General features: G+C 64.2%; 24 protein-coding genes and 2 pseudogenes. 17 read left to right on the top strand and 9 right to left on the bottom strand.

From position 1 onward, the window contains the following. Positions 1-6 precede the first annotated feature (6 nt). From ASD28_RS15910 to ASD28_RS15890, 5 genes and pseudogenes are all read left to right on the top strand, one after another. A pseudogene (locus tag ASD28_RS15910) lies at positions 7-563 on the top strand (sodium transporter); the annotation flags it as partial. 12 nt (positions 564-575) lie between these two features. Beyond that, a pseudogene (locus tag ASD28_RS33340) lies at positions 576-1,054 on the top strand (sodium transporter); the annotation flags it as partial. 729 nt (positions 1,055-1,783) lie between these two features. Beyond that, positions 1,784-4,402 (top strand): TonB-dependent receptor, encoded by a 2,619-nt coding sequence (locus ASD28_RS15900; RefSeq protein WP_056129821.1) that lies wholly within the window; start codon positions 1,784-1,786, stop codon positions 4,400-4,402. Between the two features lie 8 nt (positions 4,403-4,410). Beyond that, the gene (locus ASD28_RS15895; RefSeq protein ID WP_056129828.1) at positions 4,411-6,846 is read left to right on the top strand and encodes a beta-galactosidase; all 2,436 of its coding nucleotides are present in this window, start codon (positions 4,411-4,413) and stop codon (positions 6,844-6,846) included. 270 nt (positions 6,847-7,116) lie between these two features. Beyond that, entirely contained in the window at positions 7,117-7,593 is a 477-nt protein-coding gene (locus tag ASD28_RS15890) for a hypothetical protein (RefSeq protein ID WP_200948761.1), read from the top strand. Here the strand turns inward: ASD28_RS15890 and ASD28_RS15885 are convergent. Next, the gene (locus ASD28_RS15885) at positions 7,562-9,154 is read right to left on the bottom strand and encodes a glycosyl hydrolase family 28-related protein (protein ID WP_082577043.1); all 1,593 of its coding nucleotides are present in this window, start codon (positions 9,152-9,154) and stop codon (positions 7,562-7,564) included. The two genes, ASD28_RS15890 and ASD28_RS15885, sit on opposite strands and share 32 nt — an antisense overlap. A gap of 134 nt (positions 9,155-9,288) precedes the next feature. On the opposite strand from ASD28_RS15885, the gene ASD28_RS15880 reads away from it, so the two are divergent. After that, on the top strand, positions 9,289-9,876 hold the full coding sequence (locus ASD28_RS15880; RefSeq protein WP_056129818.1) for a LysE family translocator: 588 nt from the start codon (positions 9,289-9,291) through the stop codon (positions 9,874-9,876). Positions 9,877-9,879: 3 nt separating this feature from the next. Here the strand turns inward: ASD28_RS15880 and ASD28_RS15875 are convergent, their stop codons facing one another. Next, complete coding sequence (locus ASD28_RS15875) at positions 9,880-10,704, bottom strand: AraC family transcriptional regulator (protein ID WP_056129815.1); 825 nt, start codon at positions 10,702-10,704, stop codon at positions 9,880-9,882. 307 nt (positions 10,705-11,011) lie between these two features. On the opposite strand from ASD28_RS15875, the gene ASD28_RS15870 reads away from it, so the two are divergent. Beyond that, positions 11,012-12,310 (top strand): hypothetical protein, encoded by a 1,299-nt coding sequence (locus ASD28_RS15870; RefSeq protein WP_056129812.1) that lies wholly within the window; start codon positions 11,012-11,014, stop codon positions 12,308-12,310. A gap of 47 nt (positions 12,311-12,357) precedes the next feature. Here the strand turns inward: ASD28_RS15870 and ASD28_RS15865 are convergent, their stop codons facing one another. The 6 genes from ASD28_RS15865 to ASD28_RS15840 all read right to left on the bottom strand — a co-directional run bounded on the left by ASD28_RS15865 (position 12,358) and on the right by ASD28_RS15840 (position 17,109). Further along, positions 12,358-12,960 (bottom strand): 2-dehydro-3-deoxy-6-phosphogalactonate aldolase, encoded by a 603-nt coding sequence (locus ASD28_RS15865; RefSeq protein WP_056129809.1) that lies wholly within the window; start codon positions 12,958-12,960, stop codon positions 12,358-12,360. Beyond that, positions 12,957-13,865 (bottom strand): 2-dehydro-3-deoxygalactonokinase, encoded by a 909-nt coding sequence (locus tag ASD28_RS15860; protein WP_056129805.1) that lies wholly within the window; start codon positions 13,863-13,865, stop codon positions 12,957-12,959. The genes ASD28_RS15865 and ASD28_RS15860 overlap by 4 nt, the downstream gene beginning before the upstream one ends. 9 nt (positions 13,866-13,874) lie before the next feature. Further along, positions 13,875-14,849, bottom strand: coding sequence for a LysR substrate-binding domain-containing protein (locus ASD28_RS15855; protein ID WP_056129803.1), 975 nt, complete (start codon positions 14,847-14,849; stop codon positions 13,875-13,877). A 120-nt stretch (positions 14,850-14,969) separates the two neighbouring features. Beyond that, entirely contained in the window at positions 14,970-15,566 is a 597-nt protein-coding gene (locus ASD28_RS15850) for an NADPH-dependent F420 reductase (RefSeq protein WP_056129800.1), read from the bottom strand. 27 nt (positions 15,567-15,593) lie between these two features. Then, positions 15,594-16,361, bottom strand: coding sequence for an SDR family NAD(P)-dependent oxidoreductase (locus ASD28_RS15845; protein ID WP_056129799.1), 768 nt, complete (start codon positions 16,359-16,361; stop codon positions 15,594-15,596). Positions 16,362-16,374: 13 nt separating this feature from the next. Beyond that, on the bottom strand, positions 16,375-17,109 hold the full coding sequence (locus ASD28_RS15840) for an SDR family NAD(P)-dependent oxidoreductase (RefSeq protein WP_056129796.1): 735 nt from the start codon (positions 17,107-17,109) through the stop codon (positions 16,375-16,377). Positions 17,110-17,233: 124 nt separating this feature from the next. Here ASD28_RS15840 and ASD28_RS15835 point away from each other — a divergent pair, with 124 nt between their 5' ends. Continuing rightward, positions 17,234-17,779 (top strand): TetR/AcrR family transcriptional regulator, encoded by a 546-nt coding sequence (locus ASD28_RS15835; RefSeq protein WP_056129793.1) that lies wholly within the window; start codon positions 17,234-17,236, stop codon positions 17,777-17,779. A gap of 68 nt (positions 17,780-17,847) precedes the next feature. Here the strand turns inward: ASD28_RS15835 and ASD28_RS15830 are convergent, their stop codons facing one another. Then, positions 17,848-18,729: a LysR family transcriptional regulator gene (locus tag ASD28_RS15830; protein WP_056129790.1), complete on the bottom strand. Its 882-nt coding sequence runs from the start codon at positions 18,727-18,729 to the stop codon at positions 17,848-17,850. Positions 18,730-18,827: 98 nt separating this feature from the next. Between ASD28_RS15830 and ASD28_RS15825 the strand changes: the two genes are divergently transcribed. The 9 genes from ASD28_RS15825 to ASD28_RS15805 all read left to right on the top strand — a co-directional run bounded on the left by ASD28_RS15825 (position 18,828) and on the right by ASD28_RS15805 (position 24,176). Next, complete coding sequence (locus tag ASD28_RS15825; RefSeq protein WP_056129787.1) at positions 18,828-19,427, top strand: NADPH-dependent F420 reductase; 600 nt, start codon at positions 18,828-18,830, stop codon at positions 19,425-19,427. A gap of 53 nt (positions 19,428-19,480) precedes the next feature. Then, positions 19,481-19,984, top strand: coding sequence for an SRPBCC domain-containing protein (locus ASD28_RS15820; RefSeq protein ID WP_056129784.1), 504 nt, complete (start codon positions 19,481-19,483; stop codon positions 19,982-19,984). A gap of 1 nt (position 19,985) precedes the next feature. Further along, complete coding sequence (locus tag ASD28_RS15815; RefSeq protein ID WP_056129781.1) at positions 19,986-20,780, top strand: SDR family NAD(P)-dependent oxidoreductase; 795 nt, start codon at positions 19,986-19,988, stop codon at positions 20,778-20,780. Between the two features lie 80 nt (positions 20,781-20,860). After that, positions 20,861-21,634, top strand: a complete 774-nt coding sequence (locus ASD28_RS15810) for a hypothetical protein (RefSeq protein WP_056129776.1) — start codon at positions 20,861-20,863, stop codon at positions 21,632-21,634. Between the two features lie 69 nt (positions 21,635-21,703). Beyond that, positions 21,704-21,928, top strand: a complete 225-nt coding sequence (locus ASD28_RS31170) for a hypothetical protein (protein ID WP_082579146.1) — start codon at positions 21,704-21,706, stop codon at positions 21,926-21,928. A 307-nt stretch (positions 21,929-22,235) separates the two neighbouring features. Further along, positions 22,236-22,502, top strand: a complete 267-nt coding sequence (locus ASD28_RS31865; protein ID WP_156403665.1) for a hypothetical protein — start codon at positions 22,236-22,238, stop codon at positions 22,500-22,502. A 155-nt stretch (positions 22,503-22,657) separates the two neighbouring features. Further along, on the top strand, positions 22,658-22,885 hold the full coding sequence (locus ASD28_RS31860) for a hypothetical protein (RefSeq protein WP_156650906.1): 228 nt from the start codon (positions 22,658-22,660) through the stop codon (positions 22,883-22,885). Between the two features lie 39 nt (positions 22,886-22,924). Continuing rightward, positions 22,925-23,389, top strand: a complete 465-nt coding sequence (locus ASD28_RS31855) for a hypothetical protein (protein WP_156403663.1) — start codon at positions 22,925-22,927, stop codon at positions 23,387-23,389. A gap of 208 nt (positions 23,390-23,597) precedes the next feature. After that, on the top strand, positions 23,598-24,176 hold the full coding sequence (locus ASD28_RS15805) for a biotin/lipoyl-binding protein (RefSeq protein WP_156650905.1): 579 nt from the start codon (positions 23,598-23,600) through the stop codon (positions 24,174-24,176). The last annotated feature ends 62 nt before the right edge of the window (positions 24,177-24,238 follow it).

The raw sequence follows: 24,238 nt of genomic DNA, 5'->3' as shown, positions 1-24,238 counted from the left end.
CCCTGCATGCTGTTCCTCGCCGTCTTCGCCGCCATCATCACCCTGGGCGGCATGAAGGTCATCGGCTACACGGACGTCATCCAGGTGACCTGCCTCGTCATCGGCGGCCTCGTGACCACGTGGCTGGCCCTGGACCTCGTCGCGAAACTCGGCAACGGCCACGGCGCGCTGCAAGGCTTCTCCACGCTGTACAACTCGACCCGCGACCACTTCGAGATGGTGCTGGGCCGCGACAACCCGAACTACATGGACCTGCCGGGCCTGTCCACGCTGATCGGCGGCATGTGGATCGTGAATCTCAACTACTGGGGCTGCAACCAGTACATCACGCAGCGCGCGCTGGGCGCCGACCTGCCCACCGCCCGCAAAGGCCTGTTGTTCGCCGCGTTCCTGAAACTGCTGATGCCGGTCATCGTCGTCATGCCGGGTATCGCCGCGTTCGCGCTGGACCGTTCCGGCGTGCTCGGCGACGCGATGCGCGTCGGCGGCGAACTGAATCCGGACCGCGCCTACCCCACCCTGCTGGCACTGCTGCCGTCGGGCCTGAAAGGCATCGCGTTCGCNTCATCGTCATCATGCCGGGTATCGCCGCGTTCGCGCTGGACCGTTCCGGCGCGCTGGGCGACGCGATGCGCGTCGGCGGCGAACTGAATCCGGACCGCGCCTACCCCACCCTGCTGGCACTGCTGCCGTCGGGCCTGAAAGGCATCGCGTTCGCGGCGCTGACCGCGGCCGTCGTCGCGTCGCTGGCCGGCAAGGCCAACTCGATCGCCACGATCTTCACCCTCGACATCTATCAGAAGCGCCTCCACCCGAACGTCACGGAGCAGAAGATGGTGTGGATCGGCCGCATGACCGTCGTCGTGTCGATGCTGCTGGCCGTCGTGATCGCGCCGCTGATGGGCATCGACAAGAAGGGCGGCTTCCAGTACATCCAGGAATACACGGGCTTCGTCTCGCCGGGCATCCTGGCCATGTTCCTGCTGGGCTTCTTCTGGAAAAAGACCACGTCCAGCGCCGCGATGTTCGCGACCGTGGGCGGTCTCGTGTTCTCNCTCGCCGGGCATCCTGGCCATGTTCCTGCTGGGCTTCTTCTGGAAAAAGACCACGTCCAGCGCCGCGATGTTCGCGACCGTGGGCGGTCTCGTGTTCTCGATCATCCTGAAGTTCCTGCCGGGGATGATGGACCTGTCCTTCCTCGCCCCGATCGGCTTCGCCCACGACAACGGCAGCGGTGTCTACGAGATCCCGTTCCTGGACCGCATGTTCATCGTGTTCTGGCTGGTCGTCGCCGGCATGGTCCTGCTCAGCACCGTGTTCGCCCGCGGCAAGGTGAAGGGGCTGATCGTCGACACCAAGCTGTTCAAGGTCGACGGCGCGTTTGCCCTGGGCTCGGCGGTCATCTGCGTCGTGCTGGCCACGATCTACGGCATGTGGTGGNCTGATCGTCGACACCAAGCTGTTCAAGGTCGACGGCGCGTTTGCCCTGGGCTCGGCGGTCATCTGCGTCGTGCTGGCCACGATCTACGGCATGTGGTGGTAGAACTCTCGGAGCAATAGAAGGCAGCCTGCGGGCTGGCAAAGGACAGCCCCCCAGGCTGTCCTTTTTTTTTATACTTTTCACCAGGGTATATCAACTTCGTATATACGCTGGTGAAAAACACAATGGTTGTGCTCCTTGCAACGCGACAGAATGCCGGTCAGTCGCTTGATTGGTTCGCTCGACGCACCAACAAAGTCGACAACAACACATAAGTCCAAACGACAAAAGCAAGGAGATTACATGCAGCAGAAAACCCTGAGCGTACTCGTACGCTCGCTCTTCCCATTGTTGGCCCTCCCCGCAATCCCCGCCCTCGCCCAGCAAAGCGCACCGGCCGAACCGCCCGCCGGCGGCGACACCGCCGTGCAGCAGGTCGTCGTGTCCGGCATCCGCGCGTCCGTGCGCAGCGCCCTCTCCGTCAAGGAGAACTCCAACAGCATGGTCGAAGTCGTCGCCTCCGAAGACATCGGCAAACTGCCCGACACCACCATCGCCGAATCGCTGGCGCGCCTGCCGGGCCTCGCCGCCGGTCTCGATCGCGGCAACGCGAGCCAGATCGTCGCGCGCGGCATGGGCGAACGCTTCATCGGCGCCACGCTGAACGGCCGCGAACTCGCTTCGTCCGAGCCGAACCGCGCCGTGCGCTTCGAGCAGTTCCCGTCCGAGTCGCTGTCCGGCGCCATCGTCTACAAGACGCAGAACGCCGACCTGGTCGAAGGCGGCGTCGCGACGACCATCGACCTGCAGACCGTGCAGCCGCTGAAGTACAACGGCCGCCAGGCGTCGCTGAAGGCCGACGCGCTGTACTACCCGCTCGCGAAGGACGTCGACGCGCAAACCGTGCGCCCGCGCCTGGGCGGCATCTGGATCGACCAGTTCGCGAACCGGAGCGTAGGCGCGGCCGTCGCGTTCAGCTACCAGAAGCAGCCGTCGATCGAGGAACGCAAGAACCACTGGGGCTTCAACGAAGACCATTCGGCCGACCTGAATGGCGACGGCAAGGTCGACAAGACGCCGTGGGGCTTCGAGGATGAACTGAAGAGCGGCACCAATGAACGCAGCAGCGTGCTGGGCAAGCTGGAATGGAAGGCGAGCCCGGATGCCCTGATCACGGCCGACCTATACTTCGCCCGCAACAAGATCCGCGAACCGAGCGTGCAGCACTGGACCGGCGACGTCGGCAACTGGGACGGCTGGCAGACCGGGAATTACTCGAACGTCGACATCCGCAACGGCTACGTCACCGGGGCGACCGTCAAGGACGTCAGCCTGACCACGCACAGCACGCGCTGGATCCAGAACATGGACAACTTCGCCGGTGGCCTGAACGGCAAGTTCAACGTGGGCGACTGGAAGGTCGAGGCGGACGTCGCGACGTCGCGCGCGAGCCGCGCCAGCCAGTGGGCCGACGTGCGCAACACGACCGCGAACAACGGCACCCTGTCGTGGGCCTTCACCGGCAACGAGCAGCAGTCGTATTCGTACAGCCAGGACACGGGCAACCTCGCGACGTTCGGCGCACCACAGCTGGTCATCGACAACGACGGCCACGTGCACGACCGCCTCGATTCCGCGCAGCTGAGCGGCGCGCTGCCGCTCGACCTGGGCCCGGTCAGCCGCATCAAGATCGGCGCGCGCTTTGCCGACCGCGAGAAGTCCTACCGCCAGACCACGTGGAACATCTCGCCGAACAATGCGGCGATCCCGGCCTCCGCGTACACGACCATCAACGTGCCGGGCTACTTCCCCGCGCTGATGCTGAACGATTTCGAAGGCACCGTGTCCTCCACGTTCGGTCCGGGCGCCCTCGATGCGGGCGGCCGCACGCCGACCGCGAACGACCTGCTGGCCGGCTGGCGCGTCAAGGAGCGCACGAGCGCCCTGTACGCCCAGGCCGACCTGGACGGTGAGATGTTCGGCCTGAAGTACCGCGGCAATGCGGGCGTACGCGTGCTGCACACCAGCCAGACGGGCGAAGGCATGGAGTCCGTCAACGGCGCCGCGCCGACGGCGGTGTCGGGCGGCGCGTCGTACACGAAGGCCCTGCCGAGCATGAACCTGATCTTCGGCCTCGACGAAGAACAGAAGCACCAGGTGCGCTTCTCGCTGGCCCGCGCCATGTCGCGCGCGCCGATGGACGAGATGCGCGCGTCGCGCCAGATCTCGATGGACACGACGCCGGGCTCGCAGCAGCCGCTGACGGGCAGCGCCGGTAATCCGGGCCTGCTGCCGATGATGGCCAACCAGGCCGACCTCGCGTACCAGTGGTACTTCGACAAGGGCTCGCTGTTCTCGGCCGCGCTGTTCTACAAGCAGATCGGCAGCTACATCGGCATCACGACCGACACGACGACCATCGGCAACCGCCAGGCGGTCATCACCCGCTCCATCAACGGCGAAGGCGGCTACGTACGCGGCCTGGAACTGGTGTACCAGCACGCGTTCACGCGCCTGCCGGCACCGTTCGACGGCCTGGGCGTCGCCGCGAACTGGTCGTACAACGAGAGCGACATCCACGAGTACACGAATGACTACCCGATGGAAGGCCTGATGCGCAACAACGGCGGCGTCACGCTCTGGTACGAAAAGAACGGCTTCGAGGCCCGCCTGTCCGCCAACTACCACAGCCCGTTCGTGCGCATGCCCCGCTGGACGGCCGGCTACATGGCGGAAAACGGCGAGGAGACCTACGTCACCGCGAACTTCTCGTACTACCTGACGCCGCAGCTGCAGCTGCGCGTGGGCCTGGACAACATCACGAACCAGAAAGTGGTCTACACGCAGAACGCGAACGCGTACATGCAGAACGTGATGGAATATGGCCGCCGCTACAACGTGGGCCTCTCGTACAAGTTCTGATGATGACGATGACCCGACCCACGCTGCTCCGCGCCGCCCTGCTGCTGGCCTTCGCCGGCCCCGGCATGGCGGGCGCGGAACAACTCCTCACCGTCGACGCGACCGCGCCGGCGCCCGATCCGCGCACCGGCTACGTCAAGCTGGGCACGGCGACGGCGCCGGGCGGCCACACGCTCGGCATCAACAACCAGTACCTCACGCGCGACGGCAAGCCCTGGCTGCCGGTGATGGGCGAGTTCCACTACACGCGCAGCCCGGCCGCCAGCTGGGATGCGGAACTCGCCAAGATGAAATCGGCCGGCATCGACATCGTCGCCAGCTACATCATCTGGAACCACCACGAAGCGGCCGAAGGAAAATTCGACTGGTCCGGCAACCGCGACCTGCGCCGCTTCGTGCAGCTCGCGCACAAGCACGGCCTGGACGTCGTCGTGCGCGTCGGCCCGTGGTCGCACGCCGAGGTGCGCTACGGCGGCTTCCCGGACTGGGTGGTCGACGCGATGCCCACGCGCGGCAACGATCCGACCTACCTGCGCTTCGTCGAGCGCTACTACCGCGAGATCGGGCGCCAGCTGAACGGCCTGCTGTACAAGCAGGGCGGCCCGGTCATCGGCGCCCAGATCGAGAACGAGTACAACCTGGCCGGCCCGGGCCGCGGCGCGGAGCACATCCGCACGCTGAAGGATCTTGCCGTGAGGGCGGGCATCGACGTGCCCTACTACACCGTCACGGGTTGGGACCAGACCTTGTACCCGTCGGGCGAAGTGACGCCGGTGTTCGGCGGCTATCCGGACGAACCGTGGGCGACGAGCACGAAGGAACTCCCGCCCAAGGAAACGTACGCGTTCCGCTTCGACACGCGCGTCAGCGGCGACCTCGGTGCGCAGACCCGCGCGAGCCAGCAGGGCACGGCGGAAACGGACATGGACAAGACCCCGTTCCTCGGCGCGGAATACGGCGCGGGCCTGCCCGCGATGTACCGCCGCCGCACGCTCGTATCAAGCGACGACATCGCCTCGATGCTCCCTGTGCAGCTGGGCTCCGGCGTCAACCTGATGGGGTACTACATGTTCCACGGCGGGCGCAATCCCGTGGGCGGCACGACCCTGGAAGAGAGTACGAAGAGCGGTGGCTACAACGACGTCCCCGCGATCAACTACGACTTCAACGCCCCGCTGGGCCCGGACGGCCAGCAGCGCGACGTGCTGGCCAGCCTGCGTCCGTTCCACTGGTTCCTGCACGACTTCGGCGCGCGCCTGGCGCCGATGACCGTGCGCAAACCGGACGTGGTGCCGAAGGATCCGGCCGACCTGGGCCCTCCCCGCTGGTCCGTGCGCAGCCGCGGCGATGCCGCGTTCCTGTTCTACGATGGGCACATCCGCCAGTATCCGACGCCCGCGCGCGAACAGGTCCGCTTCGTGGTCAAGCTGCCCGGCGGCACGGTCACCCTGCCCCGTCAACCCGTCGACCTGCCGGCCGGCGCGTACTTCGCCTGGCCCGTCAATTTCGACTTAGGTGACGAGCGCGGCCAGCGCCTGACGTATGCGACGGCGCAGCCGCTCGCGCAGCTCGATGACGGCACGTGGGTGTTCGCGGCGCAGGACGGCGTCCCCGTCGAATTCGCGTTCGGCGAAAAAGCCCGCGGTTGCGTGCAGGCCCCGCATGCGCACGTCGACGAGCGTGCCGGGGCGGTCGTCGTGGACGGCATCCGGCCCGGCCTCGATGCGGCGTTCACGGTGCGCTGCCCGGGCGCGACGCCGCTGACGGTGCTCGTGCTGTCGCAGGCGCAGGCGCGCCAGGCGGCGATCGGCACGTTCCAGGGCCGGCGCCGGCTCGTGCTCAGCGAGGCGCAGGCGTACTTCGACGGCGGGCGGCTCGTACTGCGCAGCGCGGGCCAGCCGCACGTGCGCGCGGCCGTCTATCCATCGACGACGCTGCAGAGCGCCGGTCGCGACGGCCTGTTCCAGGTGTTCGACACGACGCTGCCGACGCGCGCCGTGGCGGTGGCCGTCAAACCGCTGCGCGACGCCCAGCCCGCACGCCCGGTCCGCATCGGCGGCAACGCCAACGCGGCCGTGCAGCCGGATCCGGAAGCATTCGGCGCGTCGGCCGCGTGGCTGCTCGATGTCGGGGCGGCGAATCGGTCGAAGGACGTGGACAGCCTGCTGCTCGACATCGACTTCACGGGCGACGTGGCCCGCCTGTTCGACGGCACGCGCATGGTCGACGACTGGTATTACAACGGCCAGCGCTGGCAATTCGACCTGGGTAACCTGCCGCAGAAACGCCAGGGTCCGCTGACCTTGACCGTGCTGCCGCTGCGCGCGGATGCGCCGATCTACCTGCCGCGCGAGCATCGTCCGGACTTCGGCGGCAAGCCGCAGCTGGCCGAGCTGAAGGGCGTGAAGGTGGTGCCGGTCTACCGCGTGGAGATCGGCAAGTAGTCGATACCCCCACCGGTGGGGCGTGACCGTCCATGGCGCGAATGTCAAGATGCGCGCCATGGACACGTCAACCACAGGAACTATCCCGCTCCCGCGGCGCGGCGCAACGCTCGATAAGGTCGAGCGTTGCGTCGTCAGCGCCGCACGGTGCCTGCTCGAACAGCAGCTGGGCTTCGTCCCGGCGTGGGCGGTACTCGGGGATTACCTCGGCAGCGTTGGCGTGCGTGTCATCGCAACTTTGGCCCGTGCCGTCACTTCCCGAGGAGAACCATGATCTTTCACGCTTCCATCCCCGCGCGCGATCCCGAGCGCGTCGCCGCCGTCATTGCCGAGATCTGGGGCGGCCAGTCGTTCCGCTTCCCGCCCTGGCCCGGCGCGTGGGTCGCGATGGCCGGCGACGTGCGCGGGTCGATGGTCGAGGTCTATCCGCACACGCTGCCGATGGCGCCGGGGAACGGCGCCGGGATGGCCCGGCCGCATCCGGACGCCGCCCCGCGCCCGTACGCCTGCTTCCACCTGGCCATCGCGACCGAGCGCTCCGTCGAGGAGATCGTCGCGATCGGCCGGCGCGAAGGCTGGCGCGCCGTGCCCAGCTCGCGCGGCGGCGTGTTCGACGTCGTCGAGCTGTGGCTCGAGAATGGCCTGATGTTCGAGGTGCTGACGCCCGAGATGCAGCACGATTACCGCAAGGGCGTGAACCTGGACATGTGGCGCATCACCCGCGCGGAGGACCCAATGCCGGCCTGACCCGCCGTATGGCCGGTACGCCGGCCATACGTCCGAGCCGCACGTGGTCGAAGCGCTCGTCTTTCACATCGTCCAGCACGACGGGCGGCCGCGCATCCGGCGCCGCCGTGCGCAGGTCGGCGTGATGCACCTCCACGTTGCGCGCGTGGCGCACGTACAGGCCGTAGGCCGGCGTCACGCCGAACATGCTCGGTTCCGGATAATGGTCCGGTACCTCGGGCGGCACGCGGCGCGCATCCGCCGCCGTGCCCCCGCCGCCGTACACGATCGTGATGTTCGACAGCCGCACGTCCTCGACGGGCGCCTCCGGCAGGCCGGCCACGATAGCCGCGTACGGCGCATTCGCCTGCGACGCGACCACGTTGCTGATGTTCACCCGGCGGATCGCGCCGACGCGCGTGCCCGCGGGCGCGCGCATGCGCCGGCCCAGGCGGATGAACAGCGGCGCCGTCGTCAGGTCGCGCATGGCGAGATTGTCGACCGTGACGTCCTCGATGACGGCGCCGTCCACGCTTTCGATCGCCAGGCCGCGGCAATGCTCGAACACGCAGTTCGCGATGACGATGTTGCGGAAGCCGCCGTTCGATTCCGTGCCCAGCTTGATGCGGCCGCACACGCCCTCCTCGTCCGGCGCTTTCAGCTGCGTCTTCTGATACGTGCTGTCCAGCAGCGTGCCGAGGTCGAAGCCCGAGACCTGGCAACCCGTGATCGTCACGTGCTCCGTGTAGCGCGCGCGGCCCAGTGCATAGGAACTCTTCAGGCAGATCGCGTCGTCGTTCGGCGTATTGACCGCGCAGTCGCTGATGCGGACATTCCGGCAGCAGTCGATATCGAAGCCGTCGCGCTCCGTGTCGACGGTGAGGTTCGCGATCGTCAGGTTGTCCACGCCCGTCGCCAGGACGGCAAAGTGGCCGCACTTGAGCATCGAGAAGTCGCGCAGGAGCACGTTGCGGCAGTTCTTCAGCGCGATCGCCTTGTTGCCCTTGCCGTCCATCTCCGCGCCGAACACGGCGCCGGACTTCCTGCGCTCGCCCATCGGGTCCTTGCCGCCGAGCGAGGACGGCATGTCGCCGGCGTTGAGTGGCCGGTTCGCACCCGGCCCCGAGCGCGTCAGGCCGCGGCCCCAGATGCGGCCCGGGCCCAGGATCGCCACGTCTTCGAGATCCTCGCCCCAGATCAGCGAGTTGTGCCAGTGGCTGTGGCCGAAGTCCTGGTAGGCATCGTGCGGGTTCGGTTCGGCCGGGTCGTAGCGGCCCTGGCCATCCGCCGGATCGGCCGCCACGATCACGCTGCCGGCGTCCAGGTACAGCGCGACGCGGCTTTGCAGCCGGATCGAAAAGCTCAGGTAGCGGCCGGCCGGGAAACGCACGGTGCCGCCGCCGGCGGCGCTCGCCGCGGCGATGGCGGCATGGATGGCGTCCGTGTCCAGCGTGGTGCCGTCGCCGCGGGCGCCGAACGTACGCACGTCGAAGTCCGCGGCCAGCGCCGGTGCGCACACGGCGGCGCAGGCGGCGCCGAGGCCCTGCAGGAGGCGGCGCCGGGTCGTGTCGAAGGAAGTCATCGCATCACCTTACCATCGCCACGCCGCGCCGAATGCGCAAGTTGTTGAGCAATTGGTTGGGTCATTTTTTTCAATACCGGCCCGCGTGCCGCCGCTATCGTCTGCCGCATCCCTCGACATGAAAGGAAACGCAGATGAGCATGTTCGCTTCGATGGCCGCTTTCGCCCTCGCCACCTCGATCTCTCCGGGCCCCGTCAACGTCGTCGCCCTCGGCAGCGGCGCCCGCCACGGCTTCACGGCCAGCCTCGCCCACGTCACCGGCGCCACCGCCGGGTTCTGCCTGCTGCTCGTGCTGGCCGGGCTCGGGCTGCACGAAGTGGTCGCCGCCTGGCCGCAGGTGACGAACGTCGTGCGCTGGGCCGGCGTGGTCTTCCTGCTCTACATGGCGTGGAAACTGGCGGCCGACGCGGGCGAGCTGGATGCGGGCGAAGCCGCGGCGCGGCCGACGATGCTGCAGGGCGCCGCCCTCCAATGGCTGAGTCCCAAGGCGTGGCTGGCCGCGCTGGCGGGCATGGGCACGTATGCGTCCGACGGCGCGGCGTCCGCCGTCTGGCTGTTCGCCGCCATCTACTTCGTCGTGTGCTGGCTGTCGGTCGCCGCGTGGGCCTGGGCCGGCAGCCGTTTGCAGGTCTACCTGCGCACGCCGCATCGGGTGCGCGTCTTCAACCGGACGATGGCCGGCATGCTCGTGGCGAGCGTCGTCTGGCTGGCTGCCGCCTGATGCTCAGTCGCGGTACTGGCCCGGCGTGGCGGCGGTCATCCGCTTGAACACGCGCTGGAAGTGGGCCTGGTCGGCAAAGCCCGTGTCGAGCGCGACCTCGGCGATGGGCGCGCCGGCCCGGAGCCGCGCCTTCGCGTACTGGATGCGGCGGTTGGTCTGGTATTCGTGCGGCGCGACGCCGTAGCGCTTCTTGAATGCGCGGATCAGGTAGGAGCCCGACAGGTTCGCCGCCTCGCACAAGTCCTGCAGCGGCAGGGCGTCCGCGAAATGCGCGTCGATGTGGCGCGCGACGCGCGCCACCTTCGGCGCGACGGCCTCCGGTACCGATCCGGGCGCGAGCTCGCCATCCAGTTGCGCGACGAAATCCATGACTGCGGCCTCGCGTTCGGCGGTGCCGCGGCGCGCATCCGTCAGCGCGGCGAACAGCCGCACGCCCGCCGCCACCAGGTGCGGCGCGCGCAACGCCGCCTGTGCGTACGGGCGGAATGCGGGATCCGCCAGGCCGCGCACGCGCGCCTGGACGCGGCCCAGCCACACGGGATCGAAGTAGAACATCACATAGGACCACGGCGCCTCGTGGACCGGATTACAGCCGTGGACGTCGCCCGGATTGACGACGACGACGGCGCCCTGCTCCACCACCTCCGCATGCGCGCCGTTGACATAGGTGCTGCGGCCGCCCGTGATGACGCCGACGGAATGCGTCTCGTGCCAGTGGCGCCCGTAGTGCAGGCCGCGCCCGTCCGCGACGTGGCGCGCTTCGATGAACGGCAAGGCGGGGTCGCGCCAGAATACCTGGGCGGCGGAATGGCGGTCGGGTCGGGGCATGATCGTGCGCTCTGAAGATCGTTCATCGATTTTACCAGCCGTGACAAAGCGTGCATCTTTTCGCGACGCGATCCGGTAAGCTGCCGGCCGTCGACACTTCGGGATCATCGCCGTGGCAAGGATTCAAGCGTGGCCCCCCCTTTCACGTGCCCCTCGTCGGCCGCATCGCGGAACCGGGCACGCAGATCCGTGAACTCGGGACCCTGTTCGATCCGGATGGGCGGGTGCGCAAATTCAGGTCGCAGGATATTCGTGTCCAATAGAATGCCTGGACATACAAGAACCGAACTGTTTTCAAGGTGAATCGATGGCGCTGATTAAACACGCGGGCGTGAATTGCACCGACGCCTACAACAGCATTTTTTCCGACGCTCACGTCCGTTGCGCGAGCGGGAGCAGCGTGCGGGACGAGCCGCATTTCGTACGGGACCTGATCTCGGAGCAGACCGTACGGCGATTGAATGCCGAGTCGTCCAATCTGTACGACCAGAACGTCAACGCCGTGAATTTCCGGGCGACTTTCTTGCACGGTTCTCCGTATGCGAAGTTCACGGCCGGCCAAGAAAACCCGAGGTGCGAGCTCGCGGATGGGATGTTCGTCGTTTACGTCACCGAACCGGCGGGCAATGGAATACACAGGGTCACCCGCAGGGCCGCCTGCTTGCTGATGGTGAAGCGCTCCGGCGACCAGCGTCCCCTCACGTTCCCGTACGATCCCGTCAACGGGCCGGACCCGGTCGGCACCGATCATTCGCAGTTCTACCTGTTCCATCGATGGCCGCGATTCGAACTCCAGACAGGGTACGCCTCACGGCCGAAAGGCCACGGCTTCTACCAGATTGCCGTGCCGCCCAATGGCGCCGGTGCCGCAGCCCACGATATCGGAAAATTTGGTGTCCTGTGGGACCACGGCTCCGGAAGGACGACGTGGAAGACCAATCAGAACTCGGTTCACTGGCTTGCGGGCGAGCCGATACCCGGCACCCCGGTGGACCCGGCCCATGAATCGCTAGGCAAGTTACTGGAAGATCTTGTCGATGGCGCAACGGGCGCAGGGCGCGAATTCAAGCCGGCGCCGTCCAATCCTGGCGGCTGGGATGGACTGATGGGCACGTTGCTGGGCTACCCCATCGCAGGGCCGACCGCGCCCGGGGCAGCGCCGCTGACCGTGGACAGCATCATGGCGAAGTGGACATGGGGCGGCAAGCAGAAGCGCGACGTCAATCCGCTTGGGCTGGGTTTCCTCGCCCAACATCGAAGCCCGATCGGATTGGACGTATTCGAGGCGCTCGATACGGTCCGGGGAACGATTGCGCAGCACGCGCGTCAACTGGCCTTCGGAGATTTCGACCATTTACCGTTTCATGCGCGTCATGCATTTCCGCTTCACTATCTCAACGATGCGATGAAGCCAACGCCGCCCCACTTTTCCGACCTTGCAGGTGAACCGCCACTGCCCCGGTTTCCCGTGCTGATCGCTACGGTGACCCGGTTCAGATCCGACGAGCTGCCTTTGGAGAGCCGCGCTCTCACCCTGGAACAAAGAGCAACCGCGACCGACCGTGCGATCCAGCAAGCATACGACTTACTCGGGTACCTGAACTGAACTTGCGCCCACGGGCCGTTGGCGGCGGCAAGGTTCCGCCCCGGTGCTCACCCGCGCCAGGCCCCAACGAACGCCCGCGCACGCGCGGCCAGGTCGTCCGGCGTCACGCCGGGCGTGAACAGCTGGCTGCCGATGCCCGCGCCCGTCGCGCCGGCCGCCTTCCACGCCGGGATCTGTTCCGGCGTGACGCCGCCCACGGGCCACAACGGCGTATCGGCCGGCAGGACGGATTTCATCGCCTTCAGCCCGGCCGGGCCGATCGATTCGGCCGGGAACAGCTTCAACGCATGGGCGCCCGCATCCAGCGCGGCGAAAGCTTCCGTCGGCGTCGCGATGCCGGGCGCGCACAGCATGCCGGCCGCGCGCGCGTGCGCGATGACGGCGGGATTGCAGTTCGGGGACACGAACAGGCGGCCACCCGCCTGCGCGACAGCGTCGACGTCCGCCACGCTCAGCATCGTCCCGCCGCCCACGATGGCGTCCGGCGGGGCCATCTCGACGAGGATGCGGATGGCGTCGAGCGCGCCCGGCCGGTTCAGCGGCACTTCGAGCAGGCGCCAGCCGGCGTCGAACAGGACGCGGCCGACGGCGCCGGCGTCGGCCGGATCGAGGCCGCGGAGGATTGCAACGAGGGGCAAGGCAAAATTCATGAGGGAATCCGGTCGAGGAAGCGCGCCAGTGCGGCGCAATACACGCGGTCCGGATCGAGGCCGGCGAGCGTGGTGCCGAAATGGACGGCCGCGCGCGCGTAGCGGGCCCGCAGCACGGGAGATCCGATGCAGGTCGGCGGCACGCCCCCACCCGTCAGCCCGACCGCGGCGACGAATTCCGTCCCGACGAGCAGGCCGCTGACGAACGAGCGCGCCTGGGCGGCCGGCATGGCGCCCGAGACGACGCGTGCACGCACGCCGAACAGCGCGTTCGACAGCGGCGCGCCGCGGCGGGCCGCATCCAGGCCGGCGACGAATGCGCTGTCGTCGTCATGCGCGCCCGCCATCAGCGGCGCCAGCGTGCCGTGTGCGGACACCATCGCGAACAGCTCGCCCGTCATGAACGTGGCGATGCGGCGGATGACGCCGTCCGCCAGCTGCACCCACTTGCTGTGCGTGCCGGGCAGGACGAACCAGCCGTCGCGCCGGCCCAGCGCCACGGCGCCCAGCAACTGTGTCTCTTCGCCGCGCATGACGTCGACGTGCTCGCCGCGCTGCACGTAGCCGGGCACGATGAAGCACGGACGGCCGGCGCGCGGGTCGTCGACGCGGACCACGTGGTCGGGCAGCGCGTCCAGCGGCACGCCGATGTCGAGATAAGGCACTTCGCGCCAGCCCTGGGCACTGCCGACCATGCCGGAGGCGACGGCGGGAATAGCCGGATCGACGCCCATCGCCGCCACGAGGGCCGCGAAGGAGCCGGCGAAATCGGGGCGCACGGCGAGCATGCCCTGGTCGTCGGCGCGCGTGGCGAGGCAGGTGCCGGCGGCGTCGACGAGATAGGCGCGGCGGTTGCTCGAGCCCCAGTCGATACCGAGCAGGCGGTGTGATGCGGATGAAGCCATCGCGCCAGCTTACACCGATTTGATGTACGTGACGCGCGCCGTCGGTTTCGGCCGCGTGGCCGTCTCGCGCAGCGCGCCGAGCATGGCTTCCGCCGCCGGCGACAGCTGGTGATGGCGGCGCGTGATGATGCCGTAGACGTCCATCCGCAAATTCAGTTCGTACGGCAGCACGGCCAGCAGGCCGCTGTCCAGGTAGGGCTTGACGAGTTCGACCGACATGGGCGCGACCATGTCGCTGCCCAGCAGCAGCGTCGTCACGACGGGCAGTTCGGCCGTCGACACGGTCTCCGCGGGCTGCTCCAGGCCTTGCGTGAGGAACAGGGACGCCATCCGGTCGCGCACCATGCTGCCGGCCGGCGGCACGATCCACGCCTGCTGCGCGAGTTCGGCCAGGTCCAGCCCACGCGCGCCCAGCAGCGGGTGCCCGGCGCGCACGATCAGGCTGTGCGGCTCGTCGGTGATCGGCTCGAAGTGGAATTCGTCGGCGATGGAACCGTCCACGACGCGGCCGATGACGATGTCGAGGTCGCCCGCGCGCAGGCGCTCGACGAGCTGCTTGCTGCTGCCGACCTCGATCGACACGTTCAGGCGCGCATGCCGCGTCTTGAGCAGGGTGACGGCGGCCGGCACGAGGGTCGTCGACGGCGTCAGGATCGCCCCGACCGCGACGCGCCCGCGCAGGCCGGACATCAGTTCCATCACTTCCTGGTACGCGGCGTCCATCTCGGCCAGCGAGGCGCCGGCGCGGCGGATGAGCACCTTGCCGTACCACGTGGGTTCGACGCCACGCGGCAGGCGCTCGAACAAGGTGACGCCCAGCGCGTGTTCCAGTTCGCCAAGCAGTTTCGAGGCCGCCGGCTGCGTGAGGTTCGCGGCCTGCGCGGCCTGCATGATCGACCCGTGCCGGCCCAATTCGACGAGCAGGACGAGGTGGCGCGTCTTCAGGTAGGCGCGGACGAAGCGGTCGGAGCGGGGATCGGACATGGCAGAGCGGCGTAAGCCTCGAAAGTTTCCACAATGATAGTTGCCCATCCGCTCAGGGTCAAACTCGGGAATAATACTTAGTGCGGCTTACCTGCCAGCGCCGCCCGCGCGGCGGTCGGATCAGGCGAACTTGACGAGGTCCTTGAAGATCAACTGCCCCCAACTTGTCCCGCGCGCATGCACCAGCAATCCGCCTTCTGAAAGTCCACCGAGCTTTATCGGCGAGAAACCGAGATTTTCCGCAAGCGCGGCGACCTCCGATGCGGCGTCGCTATCGTCACTCGCCAGGAAGACGACCCGCCTGCCACCGTGTACGGACGGGTCCTGGCCGAGCACGCCAGCGACGAGATGGTTGAAGCCTTTCACCAGCCTGGCCCCGGTAAACCCCTTCGCGACAAAAGCGGAGGACGGGAGACCGTCCAACGCTTCAAGCGGAGCCTGCGTGTTCATCACGTCGATGATGGTCTTCCCGTTCCAGTCGGCCAGGGCTTGTGCGACCTCCGGATGCGACTCGAACCGAACAGCCAAAAAGATGATGTCCGCCTTGACGGCTTCCGCCAGGTTTTTGGGAATGACCGTAGGCCCGATGGCGGCCGCCTCGGCGGCAAAGCTGCGCGGGTCGCGGGTGCTTGCTACGGCCACTTCGATGCCTTTGCGGGCGAACGCCTTGGCCAGTGCGTGGCCAATCTTGCCGAAGCCAATAATTGCGTAACTCATATGTTTCTCCTTCGTTCCTGGGTGCGGTCAGAGCTTGTAACCACCACTTGCTTCAATCGTTTGGCCCGTCACCCAATGGCCTTCATCGGAGGCCAGAAAAGCCACGACGGCGGCGATTTCCGAAGGCTCGCCAAAGCGGCCCAGGGCGATTTGGGCCTCGACCGCCTTGACGAGTTCGGGATTCTCGCGGAAATCGGCGTTCGCGTCGGTTCGCGTGAAGCCCGGCGCGACGGCGTTCGCCGTGATGCGGCGCGGTCCCAACTCGATTGCGAGCGTGTGGGTCAGGGTGTTGATGGCCGCTTTCGCCATCGAGTAAACGGGCGCAGCCGTCACCGGCTTCGTGGCTGCGGCGGAAGAAATGTTGATGATGCGTCCGCCATCGGCAAGCCGATCGAGCGCGGCCTGAACGATGAAGAACGGCGCGCGGGCGTAGACGGCCATCAGCGTGTCCCAACTTTCCGGCGTGGCGTCCTTGAAGCCAAGCCAACCGGAATTGCCGGCGTTGTTGACCAGAATGTCGAGCGCTTTGCTACCGTTCCGTTGCGTGAACTCGTCGTCGAGTCGCGCAAACAAGGCCGGGACAGTGTCCGGATCGACGAAATCCGCATGGATCGCGAACGCGGCGCCTCCCGCTTGCTCGATGGCCGCGACGACCTCGTCCGCGCCGGATTTGCCGGCGTTATAGGTCAATGCCACAGTCGCACCGTCCTTTGCGAGACGTTCGGCAATTGCGCGGCCGATGCCCCGCGATGCCCCGGTGACGAGAGCCGTCTTTCCCTTCAGTGATCGTGTCATTCGAATTCTCTCCTCAGAGCTGTGCCAGGCCACCGTCGACGGCGACCTCGCTGGCGGTCATGAAGCTGCTGTCCGACGAGGCAAGAAAGGCGGCCGCCGCCCCGATCTCTGCCGGATCGGCCATGCGCTGGAGCGGTGTCATCGCGCCGTACGCCTTCTGGCCCTCTTCGCCTAGCGCCTGCTTGGCGAGTTCGGTCGCCGTCGCCCCCGGCGACAACACGTTGACCCGGATGCCGGTGCCTTTCAAGTCCTCCGCCCAGGTCCGGGCAAGATTGCGCACCGCCGCCTTGCTCGCGCTGTAGGCCGTGAATCCCGGGGCTCCCGTGGTGCCGGCGCTCGATCCGGTCAGGATGATCGACCCGCCTGGGCCCATCAGCGGCAGCGCCTTCTGGACCGTAAAGATCGTCCCCTTCACATTCGTGTCGAAGGTGTCGTCGATGTGCTCGGCGGTGATCTGGCCGAGAGGAAGCGGACTTCCCGCCCCCGCGTTGGCCAGGACGATGTCGAGGGTGCCGCGCTCGGCCTTCACCGCCGCGTAGAGGCGGTCGAGGTCAGCCAGCTCGGAGACTGAGCCGGACACGGCGCGGGCATTGGGCCCGAGGGCGGTGATAGCGGCATCGAGTGCCTCCTGCCGGCGCCCGAAGATGAAGACGAAGGCGCCTTCCTCGATGAAGCGCGTGGCCGCGGCGAGGCCGATGCCGGTCGCGCCCCCGGTGATGACGGCAGTCTTTCCGTTTAATCTGTTCATGTCGTGTGCTCTTTCATTCGCGTTGCGCGGGCGCTGGAAAAATTCCAGATGGCGCTGTATTATGTGGATCACCGATCCGCATAATCCACTATATGGATCACTGATCCACTTGTCAAGGGAACTTATGCGAGCCGACGCCCAAAAAAATCGCAATCAAATCCTCACGGTCGCGCGTGACGTGGTCGCCGAGCATGGCGCCGAGGCCTCGATGCGCGATATCGCCCGCCGCGCCGGCGTAGGCCTGGCGACGTTGCTTCGTCATTTTTCGACACGGGAAGCCTTGTTCGAGGCGTTGCTGTGCACCCATCTGGATACACTGACTCGGAAGGCGGACGAACTCGAAAGCTCGGCTTCGGCTGACGAGGCACTTCTCACCTGGTTTCGGGAACTGGTGGCATTCACCCGCAGCTACAGAGGCGTTGTCGCCATGATGGCGGCCGCCCACGCCAATCCGGACTCCGCGCTTTATGCGTCATGCGCCGCAGTGCACTCGGCAGGCGCGCGGCTGCTGCAGCGTGCCCAGGACGAAGGAACGGCACGCGCCGACATGACCGGGGACGACCTGTTCGCGCTGATAACGGCGCTCGGCTGGACGGTCGATCAACCGTCGTTTGCGCCGCGCGCGGACCATCTCGTCAAGTTGATGACGAGCGCCATCCTGAAAAGCTGACCTGGCGCCGATGCAAAGTCCGCACGGGATTGCGGCAGTTGGCCGGCCCCGTGAAAACCGGACCTGCCCTAAATGCGGAGCGCGAGGGCCGTCGCAAAGAAATCGGTTACTGCGCGCACGCGGGTGGGTACGAAACGGCGCTTGGGCCAGACAAGGCTGATATCGCGCGGCTCGTGGATGAAATTATCAAGTACCGTCACCACGTCCGCATCACGGAATTCCTCGACAAGAGATGCCCGATGGAACATTCCAATCCCCACGCCGGCTTTCACGCCGGCCAGAATGGCTTCGGCACTGTTGGATGACAGGTTGCCGCGCACCGGCACACTGAAGCGGCCTTGGGGCCCATAGAAATTCCACTCGGTCATTTCACCGTAAATCAGGCAGTTGTGGTGGGCCAGATCGGCGGGCATCGTCGGTTGTCCGCGCTGTTCGAAATAGCGGCGCGCGCCGGCGCAGATCAAGGACGTGCCGGCCACACGGCGAACGACGGAATCCGGATCGTTGACCATCGTCAGTCGGATCGCCAGATCGATGCGGTCTTCAACCATGTCGCGCAGCGCGTCGGACAGTACAAGATCCACGCGCAAGTCTGGATGGCGCACCAGCAATTCTGGAATCAGTGGCAGTACGTGCAGGCGTGCGAACGTCGAAGGCGCCGCGATGCGCACGAGGCCCGAAACGGCCAGTGTGCTGCTGGCCAGTTCGCTGTCTGCAAACTGAATCTCCTCGAGCAGCGGCTTGGTACGCTCGTAGTACCGCTGCCCTTGCTCGGTGAGCGTCACCTTTCGTGTGCTCCGATGAAGCAGTGCTACCCCGAGTCGCTTTTCCAGGGCGTTCACCGCTTTGCTGATGGCAGACTGCGACTCACCTCGCTTGCGTGCCGCTGAGGAAAATCCGCCGGTCTCCACCACGGCGATGAAAGCATGCAATTCCTGGAACTGATCCATTCTATTTTGGAATAAGTCTTATGAATATTTTGCGGATTATCACTTAGCAGGCACTAAATTACCATCCTCTCGTCAACTTTTTGTATCGGAGAGACTCTGTGACTTACGCAATCATCGGCTTTGGAGAAGTAGGACAGGCACTCGCCAGTGCCTTCGCCCGCATGGACATGGACGTAGCCGTCGCTACGCGGCGTACACCTGACGCGTTGGCATCACAAGCGTCGGCGATTGGCGGATCAGTTCGACCGAGGACCTTGGACGACGCCGTGCAAGCCGACGTCATCTTCCTCGCTGTGCCGTTCCTGGAACATGCAACCGTTGCCAAGGCGCTGCCGAACTGGCAAGGCAAGACGATCATCGATGCGACCAATGCCTATGGCGTGCCGGTCGACGCACTGGACGGCCAGCCATCTACCGCCGCCATCGCCAGGGCATTCGTCGGCGCTTCGGTCGTGAAAGGCTTTAACCATCTGCCTGCCGGTGTGCTGGCCGCCGATCCACGCGTCAAGGGCGGGAGACGCGTGGTCTTCCTGTCCAGCGACCACGACGAGGCAGTGCCGCAGGTCGCGGCGTTGGCCGAACGCCTCGGCTACGCGCCGGTATCGCTGGGCAAACTCGGCGAAGGCGGTGCACTCATTCAGGCGCGCGGACGCAGTTGGGCACCGCTGATCTTCCAGGACCTCGTCAAAGCAGACTGACGCGGCGAGCGCATCGATTCAAATCGCGCAATGAACTCATCAGGTTGCATAACATGATCGACAAAGTCATCTGGCCCGAACGCTACCATCCGGGCATCTCGTCCATCTACGCCCTCAACGACATCGACGTGAATGCCCCGCCGGAAGTCGTGTGGAAACTGCTGGTCGACGCGGCGCATTGGTCGAATTATTTTCCTCCTGAAGACCAGGTCAACATCCTCTCCGGCGAATCCGAGTTGCGGCTGGGTACGCGCTTTCACCGGGTCACGGTTGGCTATCCGATGAGCTTGACCGTAACCGAGTGCATTCCGAATCGTCGACTGGCATGGGCGACTACCGTCGATGCGGACGACACCGGTTCCAGCGCGTACCACGGCTGGGTCATCACGCCAACGGAAAAGGGTTGCCACGTGCTGACCGAGGAAACCCAGCAAGGCGAGTTCTTCCTCAATGTGATCGGCCACGAATATCCCGGTGCGCTTTATCGCTACCACCAGGACTGGATTGAACGCCTCGCTCGCGCGGCGGAAACGGCATTAACAGAATCGGAGAAATAACATGAAAATCGAACTTGAAAACCGCACAGCCGTCGTGACCGGCTCCACCGCCGGCATCGGCCGCGCGATCGCTGAAGGACTTGCACGCGCGGGCGCGTCAGTCGTGATCAATGGGCGCACGCAGGAACGCGTGGACGCGGCGCTCCACGACATGCGCGCGCTGCTACCAAACGCGAAATTAAGCGGCGTCGCCGCCGACATCGCCACACCGGAAGGTTGCGCAGCGTTGATCGCACGGGTGCCTGACACCGACATTCTGGTCAACAACGCGGGCACCGCCCGTCCGAAAAACTTCTTTGACCAGACTGACGAAGAGTGGCTCGACCTGTTCCAGCTGAATGTGTTGAGCAGTGTACGGTTGTCGCGGCATTACATTCCGAAGATGACAGCGCGCGGCTGGGGCCGCGTGGTTTTCATCAGCAGCGAATCGGCATTGAACATTCCGAAGGAAATGATCGACTACGGCATGACCAAGACTGCAATGCTGGCGGTGTCGCGCGGCTTGGCCGAACTTGTCGCCGGTACCGGCGTGACGGTCAACGCCGTGCTGCCCGGTCCGACGGATTCGGAGATTCTGTCGAACTGGATGAAATCTACAGCTCAGGAGCAAGGCATCACGCCCGCCCAGGCCGAGCAGGATTTCCTGAAAACGATGCGTCCGACCACGCTGATCCAACGCTTCGCCACCACCGAGGAAGTGGCGAACATGGTAGTTTATGTCGCCTCGGAACAGGCATCGGCGACGACAGGTTCGGCTTTACGTGTCGACGGTGGTGTCGTTCGCACAATTACCTGATTCGCTAGGCAGCAGCGGTGGAAAAGCGCGCATCTTCACGGGCCCACAACTGCTAAGCTGCAAGGATGAATGCAAAAGTAATGAACCGACGTATCGGTTGGGCGATTGCGGCCATCGCGGTCGCGCTGCCCGTCGTCGTCCCCCACGCCAGCCCCGCCCCAAGTGGCGTGTCCTGCGGGCTCGGCCTGCCGCCCGGCGCTCCCGGCTTCGCGGAAGCCCAGGCGAAGCGAGCTCTCGAAGCCAAAACTAACGGCTATCTGAAGGTATGCGAGGCAAACCTGGAGCGCTACCGCATTGCATTCCGACCGTCCGCGCCGATCATGGCCGATTTGTCATTCCAGCCGGTGAACCTCTCTGGCACGCAGTTCGCCAATTTCAAGAGCTTGGGTGCGATGATCGAGCCCGACAATACTCCGCATACGCGCTTGTACCGCGGCTTTCTCATGCCCGACGGTCATAATGTGACGCTATTCGAGCAAGACATGTCCGTTGATGGCACCCGTAGTTGGCGTGCCCCGCAGGATGAGCCCGAACGCATCAACGGCATGCCGGCACGGCTCAGCGTGTTTCAGGCACCTTCCGGCAACGCGATCTCGCACCTGTCCTGGGTCGAGCGGCGACGTGCTTGCGAACTCTGGATCGATGCCAACGTTGTAGATACACCGCTGCGTCAGCAATTATTTGCGCTGGCGGCATCGCTTCCGCCTTCGGTCCCGGCTTGCCCGAACGAAGTGCCGCCCAAGCCCGCACGAATAGGTGCCGATGGTTTTGCGGCAGATGAACCGATGCTGATAACGCTGACCCAGGCGGAAATCGATGGCATGTCCGTCAGGAGCAAAAAGCCTTGTAAATAACGACCAACGCCTGCAGGCGGATCCCTGGACTTTAAACGTCCGCAAGGGGTCGGCTGAGGAGTTTCAGCAATGGCTGCGGCCGACCAGAAGCGGCCTTTCAACTACGAAATAAAGGATTCTATGAGCGATTCACCCGATAAAAAAGTTAGCAAATTCATGGGTGTCGGGATTTGTTTTGGAGTGGCGATTGGATGCGCAATTGGCGTCGCGATCGGCAACCTTGCTCTCGGCATTGGTCCAGGGGTCGCAATTGGAGTTGTTATTGGCGCCTTGATTTCGAAGTCCCGGCGCTAGATTTTGCATTCGACCGTCAATATAGCGCTGTTATTTCGCATCGAAGTTTATGCATGACTTCCCCTTTGGCTCACCGCTTCGTACGGTCGGGCAGTATCCGGTCTAGGATGCAAGAATTTTCGTTTTGGGGTATGTGCCAGCGCAGCACAAGCGCGCTGGCTTAGAACGCCTAACAAAACCCTCTAGTTGCTCTGCAGTCAACAGCCGGGTACGCTGAGCCTTGCCGACCGCCCGCAATCGGCCAAGAGCAGACGTACGTCGCCCTGATTTACGTTTTGTCGATGTGAGTTATAGCTAACCAACCGCCATGCATATTCGCTCGATTCCACTTGCACTCTTTCTCCTCGTTCCAGCTATCAGCATCGAAGAAATCGACATGGTATCTGGTGCAGACCGGTCTGGCACGATCGGTACGTGGATTGTTGGCAACGGCACTGGATATGCCGTTGGTGGCTTCGTAACTGGCGTTATGGAAGGCATGGAATTGGGTTCAATCGCTGGTCCAGTAGGTATCCTGATAGGTGGTGCGGCTGGCGGCGCGGCCGCATACGTGTTCGCCCACTCTCTCCGTTAAGATTACCGCTTCAAGAGAAAATTACTAAGCTTTGATTTTCTACTGATATTTTTTGATACTTATGTGGCCTCTATAATTTGTTTTTTATTCGATTAATATAAAGCAAAATATGATTTTAGGCCGAAATTAACTTCATTATTTTTGAGAAAAGCTATATGCAAAACTTGACGTTCGAAGAAATTGACATGGTATCCGGTGCAGGCGTGATTCACTCGATGGCTCAGTACATTGTCGGCGACGGTACTGGATATGCTGTTGGTGGCTTCGCAGCTGGCGTTATGGAAGGTATGGAACTGGGTTCGATCGCAGGTCCAGTAGGTCTCCTTGTAGGTGGTGCAGTTGGTGCTGCGGCTTCATACGTATTCGCCCACTCTCTCCGTTAAGACTGCCGAAATGAGGGGGCGTTTTCGCCCCCTATTTATATGAAAATTTCTGAAATTCGCGATGTAAGCCGAGTTTGGCAGCAGTTTGTACCAATTCAATCGATCTCGCAGTTGCTTTCATTCATTGCGTTTTATGCACTGATAATTGGCGTTGTGTACCTAATTACGAGAAACGAACCTGAAGTTTTCGGAATTGTGTGTACTGGCGCCACAGTTGGAGCTTTCCCAGCACTACTCATCGCGCTGCCGCAGGAGTTTATTGCTGAGTTCGACTCTGAGCGCGCTACGGCATCAACGTTGAAAGAGATTGATGAGCTACTCAGATTTCGGGGGTATAAAACGAAAGGCGACTTGGGAACGACAACTGCTTTATACATCTCTAAATTACCTGCTGCTTTATCTTGGAAGGAAAATAGTTTTGTTATACGTCGCTCTGAAAAATCAATTATTGTCCGAGGGCCAAAAGGCAGCGTAAAATGGTTGCGGGATCGTCTGATCCGATAAAGCCACGGAATGTGATGTGGTCTGTATCGACTGGGGCGCCTCGTACGCGTATCGGACCGAATTGGCTTCGCTGCGTGCATGGTTTTCGGTTCCCTTGAAAGGCGCAACACTGCCCAACCTAGTTCGGATTGGCAACTCGCTGAAATTGGTGATAAGGCCTTAAAGCTGAATGCGGATGCGCTGCCCCAGATTATTGATTTTATTAATTATGTCCAACCAACAACTCTTTAGGACAGAAGCCCTATCTGCCAATCAGAACTCTTCTCTTGGCGAAATTACTTTAATTCGGCCGACTTCTTTTTCGATAATGACTACTAGTGGCGTGATCGTCGCAGCGTTATTAATTGGCTTTTTTATATTTGCAACATATACCAAGCATAGCACTGTCGAAGGTCAAATTGTCCCGATATCTGGCTTGGTGAAGGTGTATCCGTTCCTGGCAGGCATTCTGTTGAAAAAGCATGTTGTGGAAGGGCAGAAAGTCAGAAAGGGCGATGTGCTTTTCGTGCTGTCGAGTGACCGGCAGTCAGGCATGCAGGGAAACATTCAGGCTTCGATCAGCGCCAACGTCGCCGAGCGGCGTCAGTCGTTCGAAGAAGAATTGGCCAAGACGCGCATGGTCCAGCAGGACGAACGGGATGCGTTGACGAAGAAAATCGCCAGCCTGGAGTCGGAACTGTCCGGATTGGGCGGGCAAATTGATAGCCAGAAAAGCCGCGTCAAATTGGCCGAGGAGTCCGTGACGCGTTACCTGTTTAGTTTCGTGCGATCATCTTCCTCGTCGTAGCTGGCCTTTGTTTCGTGCAAGGGCTATGCTGGGTGACTTGATTGCTGGGTTCAGCAGTCCCG

It is taken from the genome of Massilia sp. Root133, assembly GCF_001426525.1.
Lineage (GTDB): Bacteria > Pseudomonadota > Gammaproteobacteria > Burkholderiales > Burkholderiaceae_D > Telluria > Telluria orientalis.
This window is presented reverse-complemented; position numbering and strand designations above follow the sequence as displayed.